A 14,209-nucleotide genomic window follows, 5' to 3' on the forward strand; every position below is an offset into this window, starting at 1 on the left:
CATTAATAAAATACGATATATGGAAAAATTGTTAGAAAAAAATATGAGTTGTTTAAAAAACAGCCTTTTTATCACAATTTTAAAATTCAATTTTTATTATTTTTTCTGCAAAATTCTCATTTACGAAACCGATATAGGTTAATTTGTGCATTATGTTAGGTATTTTTGTTAAATTTGCTATTATTTTTTAAAGATTTTTATCATGAAGACAATCTCCCCCGCTCTTGAAGTGATATCAAACTCATACGGCAGTTCTTTTACCTATATTAAACATGCCGAAAAGACCAATATTAAGTCTCATGTCTGGCATTATCATCCTGAAATTGAACTGGTTTATATTAATGGAGGCGCCGGTAAAAGACAAATAGGAAGCCATGTGTCCTATTATACAAATGGGAGTTTGATATTAATAGGTTCTAATTTACCTCATTGTGGTTTTACAAATGAGCAAACAGGGAATACAACAGAAACAGTTATTCATATAAAACCTGAATTTTTAGGAAATGATTTTTTTTCGGCTCCGGAAATGAAAAAGGTTCAGAATATTTTGAGTCAGGCAAAAGGCGGAATCGCTTTTGGTGGAGAAACCAAAAAGAAACTTGGTAAAAAAATCGAAATGATGGAAGATCAACTTCCATTTGAACGTTTGCTTACACTTTTGAGTATTTTGAATGAATTAGATGCATCCGAAGATTATACAGTTTTGAACGCTGATGGTTTTTCATTAGAATTACAAACGCAGGATAATGATCGTATCAATGTAATTTTTAATTATGTTAAAGATCACTTTCAGGAATCAATTGCTATTGACGAAGTTTCGAGTTTGGTAAGTATGACGACACCTTCTTTTTGTCGTTATTTTAAAAAAATATCCAATAAAACATTTACCGAATTTGTAAACGAATATCGTTTAGTTCATGCTTCAAAACTATTGGCCGAAAAACCTATAAGTATTAACGAAGTATGTTATGAAAGCGGATTCAATAATTTTAGTCACTTTAGTAAATCCTTCAAACAATATACAGGTAAAAGCGCTTCGCAATACCGCCACGAACACAAAATTATTATCAGCTAAAAAAACTTTTATCTGATTGAAAACCTGAACTTCAAAAGAAGCTTCGGTTTTTTTTTGTTTTACGATACGAAAGAATTTAATATATGGTGCGAAGTCGCAGCTACTTTTGGAATTTGGAATTTAATATTTGGAATTTGCATTTAGCTTTTTTGGAATTTAAAATTTGGAATTTATTAATTTTGTTGTTGTTATAAAAATTATATTTACATACTTGTTATTCTCGAATGATAACAAGTACGTAAATAATCGATTAATATCATCACCAAATTTTATAACTTAATGAATTTATTTAGAAACTCTGTAACATTCCTTATTATAGGAATGACTTTTTTGAGCTGTAACAAAAAAGAAGTCGCATTTCAGGATCCTTTAATTACCAATCGCGATACAACCGTAAATCCTGCCGAAGATTTTTTTAATTATGCCAATAATGGCTGGTTCAAAAAAAATCCTATTTCGAAAACAAACAGCAGTAACGGAATAATGAGAACCGTTATTGATACGATTAACGGACAAATTAAAAGTATCTGCGAAAATTCGGCTAAAGATGAATCGGTTGTAAAAGGAAGTAATAAACAGAAAATTGGTGACTTTTATGCATCAGGAATGGATACAATTGCCATCGAAAAAGCAGGTTTGTCTCCGCTAAATGCAGAAATCAAAAAGATAAACTCAATTACAGATATTTCGGGAGTAATCACGACAATTGCACATTTGCAAACCATAGGAGCAGAACCGGCATTTACATTTTATGTGGGACAAGATGATAAAATAAGTACAAAATATGCTTTGTTTTTTGGACAAGGCGGTTTAGGAATGAAGCAAAGAGATTATTATCTGGATTCGGACAAACGAAATGTTGAAATTCGTGCCGCTTACTCGGGATATCTTAATAAAATGATGCGATTTCTTGGAGAAGAAGAAAGTGTTGCTGTAAAAAATGCCGCAACAATTATGAAACTCGAAACTGATCTGGCAAAATCTTCCCGCAAATTAGAATTGCTTCGCGATCCTATAAAAAATTACAATAAACTTTCGGTTGCTCAATTCAATGCCATTACGCCAGATATTGATTGGAAAAAAGTATTGCTAGTTTTAGGCGTTGCAAAAGCCGACTCGGTTATTGTAGGTCAGCCGGAATTTTTCAAAGCATTAAATACTACGCTTAAAAAATATACTGTTGAAGAATGGAAAACATATCTTAAGTCAAATCTTGTAAAAGCTTATGCACCTTATTTGACTTCGGCAATCGAAAAAGAAAATTTCAATTTCTATTATACAGTTATGAACGGAGTTTCTACTCAAAATCCTCGTTGGAAAAGAGTTGTAGAGCAAACAGATGCTTCTTTAGGAGAATTAGTGGGTCAGGTTTATGTGACCGATTATATGCCAAAAGGCGTCAAAGAGAAATTATTGGAAATAGGAAATAATATTCGTGATGTATTCGCTTCCCACATTAAAAAATTAGACTGGATGAGCGATGCTACGAAACAAAAAGCATTATTCAAACTGGGTAAAATGGTAATGAAACTGGGATATCCGGATAAGTGGAAAGATATGAGCCAACTTTCTATAGACAGAAATTCCTACTGTGGAAATGTGATGAAATCAAAAATTTGGGAATACCAGTTCATGATTAATAAATATGGAAAACCAGTTGACAGAAACGAATGGATAATGCAGCCGCAAACGTATAATGCGTATTATAACCCAAGTAATAACGAAATTGTGATTCCGGCTTGTAATATTATAGTTCCGGGCTATGAAGGTCGCATGCCGGACGATGCTATATTGTATGGTATAATTGGTGGTTCTTTCTTCGGACATGAAATTACGCATGGTTTTGATGATCAGGGAAGTCAATATGACGAAAAAGGAAATTTAAATAACTGGTGGACAGCCGAAGATTTGAAAAAATTCAAAGCTAAAACGCAATTAATAGTCGGTCAATACAATAAATTTTCAATACTTGGGAAAAATGTAAATGGTGACGCGACTCAAGGTGAAAATATCGCCGATTTAGGTGGTGTAATTATGGGTTATGAAGCGTTTCAGAAAACAGCACAATTTAAAAACAAGGAAAAAATCAGCAGCCTAACTCCTGAACAGCGTTATTTCCTTGCATATGGTTATTCCTGGATGATTAACAGAAGAGATGAATCTAAAATTAATCAGATAATGACAGATGTTCACGCGCCGGAACAATTCAGAGTCAACGGGCCTTTGAGCAATATTCCGGAATTTCATAAAGCATTCAATGTCAAAAAAGGAGATAAAATGTATCAGCCCGATAGTTTACGTGTAGTAATCTGGTAAGAGTTTAAATAAATTACATTAAAACCATTCGTTTCGGCGAGTGGTTTTTTGTTTTCATAGATTACCCGTGGGTTTGACGGGTTTAACTGGTTTTCGCTGTTTTTTTGCCGCGGATTATATGGATTAAAAATGATTTTTTTTTGCCACGAATTTCCCGAATTTGATTATTGAAATTAGGATAATTTTTTTGAAACGAATTAATCCCAAAAATCATTTTAATCTGTGGCATTTTACCAATAAATTATCCCACAATACAATTCGTGAAAATTCGTGCAATTCGTGGCGAACTTTTTTTACAAAATATATCACAAACACATAATGAAACTATCAAAAAACAAGTCGGATTTTTCATATAATATATTTGGAAAGAGGTATATTTACAATCCCTAATCAGAAAAAAACAAACTATGAAAAACTTTAGAATTCTAGTATTTACGGTTCTTTTATGCGCTTCGTCAATGAGTTATGCGGCAAAAGTAGATACGTTACAAGTGGTAAGTACAGCCATGAGCAAAACCTACAAAGCTGCGGTTGTTTTACCAAATTCGTATTCAAAAAGCAAATCGGCATTTCCGGTGATGTATTTATTGCATGGCGCTTACGGACATTTTGGCGATTGGTTGAAAAATACTCCAAACAAAAAATTAGTACAAGGTTTATCTGATCAATACAATATTATCATTGTAATGCCCGAAGGCGAAACTTTCAGTTTTTATTTAGACAGTCCCGTAAATAAAGGAAGTCAGTTTGAAACTTTTATTACACAAGAGGTGATTCAGAAAGTGGATAAAACCTATAGAACGATAAGCAACAGAAACGGAAGAGTAATTACAGGACTTTCTATGGGAGGTCATGGCGCTTTGTATTTATCGGCAAAACATCCCGAATTATTTTGTGCCGCCGCAAGCATGAGCGGAGCAGTCGATATGAGTACAATGCTGAATCGTGAATCTTCGGCGCAAGTAGTAAAATTGATGCAGCCTGTTTTTGGAGACAAAAGCGACAGCTCAGAAATGTATGCACAATACGCCGTAATGGGAATGTTAGACAAACTAAAAGCAAATAAACTGCCTCTAATTATTGATTGCGGAGTAGATGATTTTTTAATAGAACCTAACAGAGAATTACATAGAAGATTAGTATATAATAAAGTAGAACACGATTACACAGAACGTCCCGGAGCACATACATGGGATTATTGGGAAAATTCATTGCCGTATCACGTATTATTTTTTAATAAAATTTTGCTTAAAAATCAGCAGGTTACAAAAAAATAATAGAAATTTTTAACAAGAACTACATCAAATATTTTTTTTGGTTTGATTTTTGGAATACCTTTATGTATATATAAAACCTTAAAATTAAAATTATGAAAAAGATATTTATACTTTTCGCGGTTGTTGGATTAATCGCGTTTTCTGGATGTTCAAATAATGATGATGATGTAGATAATGATACAATTCCTCAGGCATTTGAAATTAATAATGTTAACTTAGGTAGAGTTGCAGATAATGAATACAATTTAAAAAGTACATTTCAATTTGAAGTAGGCGGAAATTTATACGATGATGAAACAGTTTTAATTTACCGATTAACTGGTACTATCAATCCAAGTACCCCAGTTTGGCAATTAATACCAAGAACTATCTATTTAGATAATGGAAACGAATTAGATTACGATTTTGACTTCAGTAAAATTGACTTTATTATTACAGCAAGAGGAACTTATAATTTACTAAATACTCCGAGTTATATTAATAATCAGACTTTTAGAGTTGTAATTGTACCTTCTGTATTAGCTTCAACACTTAAAACAGATAATTATTTAGATGTGATGAAAACTTTAAAGTTAAATGAAAGTGAGATCAAGAAAGTTAATTTGTAATTTTCATAATTAGACAAAAAGGAGATCGCAAGATCTCCTTTTTTTATGAATATGTGTTTATTGTTTAACAAATGTAAATTGTTCAGCATATGACAATTGGCTGGTAATGTCGCCTGAAATATTTATAAAATAAAGTCCTGCAGGTAAATTTGAAATATTAACATTAATGAGATTTGAATTTAATAAGGAAAAATCGTTTGAATTTACGACATTACCCATAATATTTACAATGCTGACAAGAGCATTTTTAAAATTTTTACCACCATATAAACTTGTGTCTGTGTTTTCAATATTTAGTATTGAAGTAGCTGGGTTGGGATATATTATTAATGATGATTTTGAATATCCACTTGTGGAAGAAGTTAAACTTATTTCGTTACTGTAGTACGTTTCTCCAAGATAACCATTATCTGTTGCAATACGTCTATAGTTGTAAATTGGAACTGTAGGTTGGTTTCTTCCAGTCCCAGGAATAAATTCAGGTGTTGGTGGGGTATAATCTTTGGATGTTGCTTCTGGAATATTAGTCCAATTACTAACTTTTAATCCGCGTTCGCTAATTATCTGACTCTGCCATTGATAAAACAGATAAGTATTTTTATCAGATATTGTAGTTGTTCCAGTAATAATAGATGGTTTTTGAATTAAGTTTGTAGATGAGATCTCTAAATTTTGGTCGCAACATATGGTATTATTATCTCGTATCGCTCTCATTGATATTTTTAATGTATTGCTTGCTATTTTTAAATTTTGATATAAAGCAATTCTTCTTACAATATAGGAGTTGTCTTTATTGCTGTTAAAACGTGGTAGATACATTGAATTTAAAGATATTGAAGATTGATTAGAAATTGTATTCCAAGCTCTTTCTTCTGCAGCTGTGCCATTTGTTATGGAATATTCCCATTCATATTTCTCAATAATTACACTTGGATCGCGTCTCGTTGGAGTATTAAGAGGATTTTGAAGAATATTTAAATTTATAGATGCTTGATCTCCTAATATATCTTTTGGATTAGTAGTGGCGATTTCAATTGAGCCGTCAGAATTTGTCGAGCCAGTAACACGAATTTCATTTGAAGTGATTGGTGATGGAACAACAGTAATAGTTATAGTATTACTTCCATTAGGTAAATCACTAGCCCCATTATACCCTAAAAATCTTTTTATTGTTAGGTTCTTAAGTTGCGTAGTGTAATCTAGATATAAAGTTTTAGAGGCGTTGTCTACTCCTACAATATTTCCATTGTCAATAGTCCATCGACTATTTACACCATATATGTAATTTTCATAAGGGTTTAAGTATTGAGAACCTAATATGGGAGCGGGTTTTTCGCCTAGTCGCACCGTTTGATTACAGCATAAAGTATTGGTTATTTTTGAGGGATTAGGTGCATCTGCAGGTGGGTTTATAGTTCCTCCGCCCATTGTAGCATTTTTTACAACAGCGATGTAACCACTTTTGTATGAAACATTACTAGCTGTTTTGTACTCTGCATAAATATAACCTCCTGAAGTTTGAAAATCACTCCAGTTTAAATTGACCACAAAACTTCGCGAGGCTATTTTACCTTCATTGAAAATTAAAATTCCGCCATTACCTCCGATAACAACATTGGCATTAAGTCCATATATAGAATAGATGCTAATTGTACCAGTATTTCCTGGAATTACAGGCATTTCAACTCGAACTCCTAAGGAGACACTAGAATTAGGCGTTCCTCCTAAATTAATTGGTCCGCTACTGCTTACACTCGCTCCATTCACTGCTGTGGGTGTTAGAATAACTTTTTGTGCGAACATCACTGTATTAAATACAAGTAATAAAACGAGATAAATGTATTTTTTTCTCATAATAAAAGGCTTTTAAATAGTTTATAATGATGTAAATATATCCTATATAAAAGTATAATCTTATTTTAAATTGTTAAATTATAATATTTATCTTATAATTTAACAATTGATAAAACAATAATCGTAAGAATTTACTTTTTTTTAGGTTTTTAATCAATGGTTTATCCTCAATCTTGTCCTTCCGAGGAACGAGGAATCTCCGCAAGTAACTCCGTAAAGAATTAATAGTATAAATATAAAGGAAGAAAAAGTCTTTGTCGAGCTACTTACGTAGATCCTTCCTGCGTCAGGATGACAAGATTGTGGTTATTTTGTGTATAAGTGCAAATTGTAAATCTAGTTTTCGCTCGCAGTTCTAAATTTCTCTAATTCTTGTCAGCAACGGTCAAATAATCCCATTAAAAAAAGGAGACTGTTTTTGCAGTCTCCTTTTTTATAAATATATGTCTTGAAAAACTATTCTTCCAATTTCGGAGCTTCTTCTGCATCCTTTCCGTATTTTAGAGAAACCAAAATTCCCACTAAAAGTGAAAGAGCAATAAATCCTAAAGATGCCCATTCAGGAACCGGAACCCATTCATGTAAAATCATTTTTAAACCTACAAAAAGTAAAATTGCTACTAAGCTATATTCTAAGTAACTGAATTTTGCCAACATATTCGCTAAGAAAAAGTACATAGAACGTAATCCCAAAATAGCAAAAATATTAGAACTGAATACTAAAAACGGATCTGAGGTAATGGCTAAAATTGCAGGAACGCTGTCCACAGCAAAAAGAACATCCATAACTTCAATAACAATCAAGGCAACAAATAGAGGAGTAGCCGCTTTTTTTGCTGATTTTGTAGTAATGAAAAATTTCTCATGTTCCATTTCAGACGTGATCGGAATAATTTTTCCTAATGTTTTATATACAAAAGAATCCTTTGGCTCAAAGTCATCATCATCTCCGGAGAACAACATTTTTAGCGCAGTAAAAATTAGGAAAGCACCAAATACATAAGTCGTCCAGGTAAATTTATTGATTAACATTACACCAAAGAAAATCATTAATCCGCGGAAAATAACAGCGCCTAAAATTCCCCAGAATAAAACTCTGTGTTGGTATTTTTGCGGAATTTTGAATGAAGCAAAAATAATTGCAATCACAAAAATATTATCGACACTTAAAGATAATTCAATCAAATAACCTGTAATAAACTTCATTGAAGCTACGGCAGGTTTAAGATTGTCAGGATTTGCAATATAATCTGTAGTATAAAGCCAGTAAATTACTCCCGAAAACAAGAAGGACATTGTTACCCAAATAATGGTCCATTTACTTGCTTCTTTGGTGCTTATAATATGAGGGGTTTTATTAAAAACTCCTAAATCTAAAGCAAGGATAAAAACTACGGCTAATAAAAATAAAATCCAGACAATCATGATACTTCTTTTTAGTGATTTACAAAGATAAGTTTTGAAGTTTAACTTAAAAATTAATTATTAGAAAATTACTTTCAAATTTATAAACCCGACAGGTTTTTAAAACCTGTCGGGTTTGCTAGCTCGTAAAATAAGACAAAAAAAGTGCCATCGATTAAGATGGCACTTTTAAGATATAATCTAAGCTTTGAATTATAGCGCTGATTTTACAGTTTTGATAATTCTTGCAGCAATTTTGTATGGATCACCATTTGAAGCTGGTCTTCTGTCTTCTAACCAACCTTTCCAACCTTTTTGAACCGTCATTAAAGGAATTCTGATTGAACAGCCTCTGTCAGAAACTCCATAAGAGAAATCGTGAATAGAAGCAGTTTCATGTTTACCAGTTAAACGTTGGTCGTTGTAAGCACCGTAAACCGCAATGTGTTCAGCAGTAACAGGACGGAAAGCCTCACAAATTTTTTCGTAAGTTGCCTGATCTCCACATGTTCTTAAAACTTCGTTAGAGAAGTTAGCATGCATACCTGAACCATTCCAGTCTGTATCTCCAAGTGGTTTTGGGTGATATTCTATATAGTAACCATATTTTTCAGTCAAACGATCTAATAAGTATCTTGCAATCCAAATTTCATCACCGGCTTTTTTAGCACTTTTAGCAAATAATTGAAATTCCCATTGTCCGCAGGCAACCTCTTGGTTGATACCTTCAAAGTTAATTCCGGCAGCGATACATAAGTCAGCATGTTCTTCTACTAATTTTCTACCGTGAGTGTTTTTTCCACCTACAGAGCAGTAGTACATACCTTGTGGAGCAGGATAACCTCCAACAGGGAAACCTAATGGCAATAAAGTTTTAGTATCCATGATGAAATACTCTTGTTCGAAACCAAACCAAAAATCACCATCATCATCAATAGTAGCTCTACCATTTGATGAGTGCGGAGTTCCGTCAGCATACATAACTTCTGTCATAACTAAATATCCGTTGATGCGAGTTGGATCAGGATAAATAGCAACAGGAACTAATAAACAGTCTGAAGAACCGCCTTCAGCTTGTTTTGTCGACGAACCATCAAATGACCAATTTTCAAGTTCTTCTAATGTTCCTTTGAAATTTTCATGCTCTTCAACTTTAGTTTTACTTCTAAGATTTTGAGTTGGTTCATATCCATCTAACCAAATGTACTCTAACTTAATTTTAGCCATAATAATATAAATTAATTTTTTTGTTTTTTTTTGTTGGGTCAAATATAGATTTATTTTTTTAGTCCTAAAAATTAGGGGGCTGTTTTGTTTAGTGGGCTATTATTTTTTAGATAAGCGCAATTTTATAAGGGGTATATTTTTAAAAAAGCAATTTTTATTACCATTAAAAAATAAATTCGTAAAAATGAGAGTTGTTTTTTGAATTTCAGGGTTAAGGAATTGTGAAAAAATGTTTATTTAATGAATATTACTGTGGTATTTTGTTATATTTCTTTCAATTGAATTAATTATTCTTTGATAAAAGCTTCTAATGTTGAAAAATCATCGGATAAAAATCTAAAATTTATCTTTAAAACAGGCTGTTTAATTGATTATATTTGTTCCTCTTTTTTTAGTGAAAATTATTACGAATTTTAAAATTATATACATGTCAACATTACGTTTCCAAGCTTTAAAAGAAGCTTCTACAAGAAAGCCGGTACATTTTGAAGAAATCGACAGAAAGTCTAATATTTTTGGTGCAAATGTGTTTAATGAAAAAGCAATGAAGCAGTTTTTAACTTCTGATGCTTTAAAGGGTGTTAGAGACGCCATTCAGCACGGAACTAAAATTGACAGAAAACTGGCAGATTATATCGCCATGGGAATGAAGGAATGGGCATTGTCAAAAGGTGTCACTCATTATACACATTGGTTTCAGCCACTAACAGGAACAACAGCAGAAAAACACGATGCTTTTTTTGATATTTCATATGACGGAAGTGATCCTGTAGAAAAATTTGGCGGAGCACAATTAGTACAACAGGAACCGGATGCATCAAGTTTCCCGAATGGCGGAATCAGAAATACATTTGAAGCCAGAGGTTATACAGCGTGGGATCCAACTTCTCCTGCATTTATATATGGAACAACTTTATGTATCCCGACAGTTTTTATCGCATACACAGGAGAAGCATTAGACAATAAAATTCCGTTATTACGAGCTTTATCAGCAATGGATGAAGCAGCGACCGAAGTTTGTAAATATTTCGATAAAAATGTAAAAAAAGTAACAGCAACTTTAGGTTGGGAACAGGAATATTTTTTGATTGACAAAGCATTAGCCAATTCGCGTCCGGATTTAATGATGACCGGAAGAACATTATTAGGACATACATCTGCAAAAGGGCAACAATTAGACGATCATTATTTTGGATCAATCCCCACGCGTGCTTTAACGTATATGAGAGATCTGGAACAAGAATGTATGTTGTTGGGAATTCCGGTAAAAACACGTCATAACGAAGTGGCGCCAAACCAGTTTGAGCTGGCTCCAATTTTTGAAGAAACAAATCTTGCCGTCGATCATAATTCATTATTAATGGATGTAATGCAAAGAGTTGCAGAACGCCATGATTTTAAAGTATTATTTCATGAAAAACCATTTAAAGGAGTAAATGGATCAGGAAAACACAACAACTGGTCATTGGCAACAGATACAGGAGTCAATTTATTAAGTCCGAGTAAAACGCCAATGAGCAATTTACAATTTTTGACATTCTTTATCAATACCATAAAAGCGGTTAATGATTATGAAACTTTATTAAGAGCATCGATTGCAACAGCAAGTAACGATCACAGGTTAGGAGCAAATGAAGCACCGCCGGCAATTATTTCGGTTTTTATTGGAGCACAATTAACAAAAGTTTTATCTGAGTTAGAAAGCGTAACAACCGGAAAACTATCTCCTGAAGAAAAAACAGATTTAAAACTAAATGTAGTCGGGAAAATTCCAGATGTACTTTTAGACAATACAGATAGAAACAGAACTTCGCCGTTTGCCTTTACAGGAAATAAATTCGAGTTTAGAGCCGTTGGTTCAAATGCAAATTGTTCAAACGCAATGACAACTTTGAACGCAATTGTAGCAAAACAATTAAAAGATTTTAAAATTGAAGTGGATACTTTGATCGAGTCGAAAGACATGAAAAAAGACGATGCTATTTTTAATGTTTTAAGAGAATACATCAAACAATCAAAGAAAATTCTTTTTGAAGGAGACGGATATAGTGAAGCCTGGGAAAAAGAAGCGGCTAAAAGAGGTTTAAGCAATTTTAAAACTACTCCTGAAGCCATTAAAGCCAAAGTTTCGAAACAAGCATTAGATTTATTTTCTGAATTAGGAATTTTAAATCATGTAGAAGCCGAAGCGCGTTATGAAATAGAATTAGAAGAATACACCAAAAAAATTCAGATTGAAGGAAGAGTTTTAGGCGATATTGCCAGAAATCATGTAATCCCGACAGCAATTCGTTATCAAAATACATTAATTGAAAATGTAAAAGGATTAAAAGAAATCTTCGGGAAAGAATTTGAAACTATTGCCAAAGAGCAAATTGTTTTAATAAAAGAGATTTCAGCTCATATTGAAGGAATTAATTCTAAAGTATTGGCAATGACCGATGAAAGAAGAACAGCCAATCATTTAACCGATGCGCAGAAAATGGCAGAAGATTATTGCAATAAAGTAAAACCTTATTTTGAAGAGATTCGTAATCACTGTGATAAATTAGAATTACTGGTTGATGACGAAAGTTGGACTTTGACTAAATACAGAGAATTGTTGTTTACAAAATAACAATTACACAACATTCATATAAAGCCTGTCTCTAAAAAGACAGGCTTTTTTTATACATATTTCAAAATAAGGGTTTTATGCTTCGATTTTATCAATTGAAACAGTGTAATTGTAACGAAATTGTAATAAGTAGTTATTTTCTTATGAAAAAAAAATGACATATCAGCAGTTCATCGACATAGTTTTACATTTCATCGAAAAGTTGTTAAGCTGTTGTAAAATAGGTATTTGTAGATGATTTGATTTTCAGGAAGTTTTTTAATTTTGGTCAGGAAGAAAGAAAATAAGTATTCTGATAGTATTTTCGAATGACGATTTTGATGGCATGATTTTCCCCAAATCACACTGACCTACATAATAAGTTGTATTAATAACCAATTAAATATATCTATTATGAAAAAAGTAATTTTAAGCATCTCCGCGATGCTATTTGTCGGAGCCGCAGCTTTTGCGCAAGGAAACACATCAGCAGTAAACCAAGTAGGGAATTCTGACACTGGTATTGTAACGCAAAACGGAACTACAAATGGATCTCTCGTGGATCAAAATGGTAACAGCAACAAATCTGAAGTGTATCAGGGAATTCAACCGGCTACGTACGCAGCAAAAGACAACAAAGCTGATGTAAAACAAACAGGAAACAGCAACGGCGCATTTATTTCTCAAAGTAACCATGACAACAAAGCGTACCAAACTCAAACCGGAAACAGCAATACTGCTACGATCTGGCAAGATCAAATTGTAGGTGGAGGTCCTGCACTTGGAGGATTTGATATCGCAACTCAAAAACAAACAGGAAACAGCAATACTGCAACTGTAGATCAGGGAACAACAGGAAATGAAAAACCAACAGGGCTTCCTTTCAATGCTACTCAATTAGGACATGTTGCAGCAGTAAATGTACCATTTGCTCCACATAGCAAAAATGAAGCAACACAAACTCAAAACGGAGATAATAACGTAGCTTATGCTTCTCAAGGTGGTGTTCATAATCAATCTTGGCAAACTCAAACTTCTCCAACAGGAACTTCAGCAGCTGATAAAAATACTTCAAACCATTATCAATATGGTGATGACAATAAAGCTACAAGCGTTCAAAACGGAACTAAATTAACCGAAAACACTTTACAAATTGGTAATAACAACATGGCAACTGTAACTCAAACAGGAGCTGCTCACCAAAGTATTGCATTTTCAAAAGGAAACTTAAATTCTATAACTGTTACACAGACAGGTATGTAATTTTTGAAAATACACAAATGAGATAGTCCTGAAACGTGACTATCTCATTTTTTTAAATTTAAATAAATCAAGATGAAAACTTTCATTTTATATATAGTGTTTTTTCTCCTTTTTTCAACTGTATTTTATGCACAGGAAAAAGAGGATAATTCGGATTTTAAGCCTTACAGTTCTTCTGTTTTTAATTCTAAAGAAAAAGCTTTTAGTGTAGTTTCCTCAATGGATAAAAAAGCACAGAATGATTTGAATCAAAAAATCCAATCAGGAATTCAGATCCAGCAAATAGGCGATTTGAATAGAGTGACAGCAATTTTAAAATCAAATGAAACCAAAGTTGCTATTGATCAAAACGGAGATCGTAATCAATTGTTTTTAGATAAAAAAGCAAATACGATTACTCAAAACGTAGTTCAAAAAGGAGATAATAATAAAATTTCTGATTTTACATTGTACACCAATTACAATATAAATATGGAAATGATCCAAAAAGGAGACAATCAAAACATTCAGAATATTGGAACCAATTCCATGTCAAAAAACATGAAAATTACCCAGACAGGAAACGGAGCTTCGATAATTTTGATCAACC

The 14,209-nt window shown here is 32.7% G+C and carries 10 protein-coding genes; 7 read left to right on the forward strand and 3 right to left on the reverse strand.

The window, feature by feature from the left end:
• Window positions 1-202 precede the first annotated feature (202 nt).
• The 4 genes from ACHZDT_RS20890 to ACHZDT_RS20905 all read left to right on the forward strand — a co-directional run bounded on the left by ACHZDT_RS20890 (window position 203) and on the right by ACHZDT_RS20905 (window position 5,276).
• Window positions 203-1,075 carry an AraC family transcriptional regulator gene (locus tag ACHZDT_RS20890; protein WP_394776636.1) on the forward strand — a complete coding sequence of 291 codons (873 nt, stop codon included), beginning with the start codon at window positions 203-205 and terminating at the stop codon, window positions 1,073-1,075.
• A 279-nt stretch (window positions 1,076-1,354) separates the two neighbouring features.
• The gene (locus ACHZDT_RS20895) at window positions 1,355-3,391 is read left to right on the forward strand and encodes a M13 family metallopeptidase (RefSeq protein ID WP_394776637.1); all 2,037 of its coding nucleotides are present in this window, start codon (window positions 1,355-1,357) and stop codon (window positions 3,389-3,391) included.
• A 407-nt stretch (window positions 3,392-3,798) separates the two neighbouring features.
• Complete coding sequence (locus ACHZDT_RS20900) at window positions 3,799-4,668, forward strand: alpha/beta hydrolase (protein WP_394776638.1); 870 nt, start codon at window positions 3,799-3,801, stop codon at window positions 4,666-4,668.
• A gap of 92 nt (window positions 4,669-4,760) precedes the next feature.
• Window positions 4,761-5,276: a hypothetical protein gene (locus ACHZDT_RS20905; RefSeq protein WP_394776639.1), complete on the forward strand. Its 516-nt coding sequence runs from the start codon at window positions 4,761-4,763 to the stop codon at window positions 5,274-5,276.
• 57 nt (window positions 5,277-5,333) lie between these two features.
• On the opposite strand, the gene ACHZDT_RS20910 is transcribed toward ACHZDT_RS20905, so the two are convergent.
• The 3 genes from ACHZDT_RS20910 to ACHZDT_RS20920 all read right to left on the reverse strand — a co-directional run bounded on the left by ACHZDT_RS20910 (window position 5,334) and on the right by ACHZDT_RS20920 (window position 9,761).
• Complete coding sequence (locus tag ACHZDT_RS20910; protein ID WP_394776640.1) at window positions 5,334-7,130, reverse strand: T9SS type A sorting domain-containing protein; 1,797 nt, start codon at window positions 7,128-7,130, stop codon at window positions 5,334-5,336.
• A gap of 456 nt (window positions 7,131-7,586) precedes the next feature.
• On the reverse strand, window positions 7,587-8,555 hold the full coding sequence (locus ACHZDT_RS20915) for a TerC family protein (protein WP_394776641.1): 969 nt from the start codon (window positions 8,553-8,555) through the stop codon (window positions 7,587-7,589).
• Window positions 8,556-8,747: 192 nt separating this feature from the next.
• Window positions 8,748-9,761 carry a glutamine synthetase beta-grasp domain-containing protein gene (locus ACHZDT_RS20920; RefSeq protein ID WP_394776642.1) on the reverse strand — a complete coding sequence of 338 codons (1,014 nt, stop codon included), beginning with the start codon at window positions 9,759-9,761 and terminating at the stop codon, window positions 8,748-8,750.
• A gap of 427 nt (window positions 9,762-10,188) precedes the next feature.
• On the opposite strand from ACHZDT_RS20920, the gene ACHZDT_RS20925 reads away from it, so the two are divergent.
• From ACHZDT_RS20925 to ACHZDT_RS20935, 3 genes are all read left to right on the forward strand, one after another.
• Window positions 10,189-12,378: a glutamine synthetase III gene (locus tag ACHZDT_RS20925; RefSeq protein WP_394776643.1), complete on the forward strand. Its 2,190-nt coding sequence runs from the start codon at window positions 10,189-10,191 to the stop codon at window positions 12,376-12,378.
• 393 nt (window positions 12,379-12,771) lie between these two features.
• Window positions 12,772-13,620, forward strand: a complete 849-nt coding sequence (locus ACHZDT_RS20930) for a hypothetical protein (protein WP_394776644.1) — start codon at window positions 12,772-12,774, stop codon at window positions 13,618-13,620.
• A 72-nt stretch (window positions 13,621-13,692) separates the two neighbouring features.
• On the forward strand, window positions 13,693-14,209 hold a 517-nt coding region (locus tag ACHZDT_RS20935; RefSeq protein ID WP_394776645.1), incomplete at its 3' end, for a hypothetical protein.

Source organism: Flavobacterium sp., assembly GCF_043722275.1.
GTDB lineage: Bacteria > Bacteroidota > Bacteroidia > Flavobacteriales > Flavobacteriaceae > Flavobacterium.

Coding starts and splice junctions, on each gene's coding strand:
- ACHZDT_RS20915 (WP_394776641.1), bottom strand. CDS start 8,555: ATGATTGTCTGGATTTTATTTTTATTAGCCGTAGTTTTTATCCTTGCT.
- ACHZDT_RS20920 (WP_394776642.1), bottom strand. CDS start 9,761: ATGGCTAAAATTAAGTTAGAGTACATTTGGTTAGATGGATATGAACCA.
- ACHZDT_RS20905 (WP_394776639.1), top strand. CDS start 4,761: ATGAAAAAGATATTTATACTTTTCGCGGTTGTTGGATTAATCGCGTTT.
- ACHZDT_RS20910 (WP_394776640.1), bottom strand. CDS start 7,130: ATGAGAAAAAAATACATTTATCTCGTTTTATTACTTGTATTTAATACA.
- ACHZDT_RS20890 (WP_394776636.1), top strand. CDS start 203: ATGAAGACAATCTCCCCCGCTCTTGAAGTGATATCAAACTCATACGGC.
- ACHZDT_RS20900 (WP_394776638.1), top strand. CDS start 3,799: ATGAAAAACTTTAGAATTCTAGTATTTACGGTTCTTTTATGCGCTTCG.
- ACHZDT_RS20930 (WP_394776644.1), top strand. CDS start 12,772: ATGAAAAAAGTAATTTTAAGCATCTCCGCGATGCTATTTGTCGGAGCC.
- ACHZDT_RS20925 (WP_394776643.1), top strand. CDS start 10,189: ATGTCAACATTACGTTTCCAAGCTTTAAAAGAAGCTTCTACAAGAAAG.
- ACHZDT_RS20895 (WP_394776637.1), top strand. CDS start 1,355: ATGAATTTATTTAGAAACTCTGTAACATTCCTTATTATAGGAATGACT.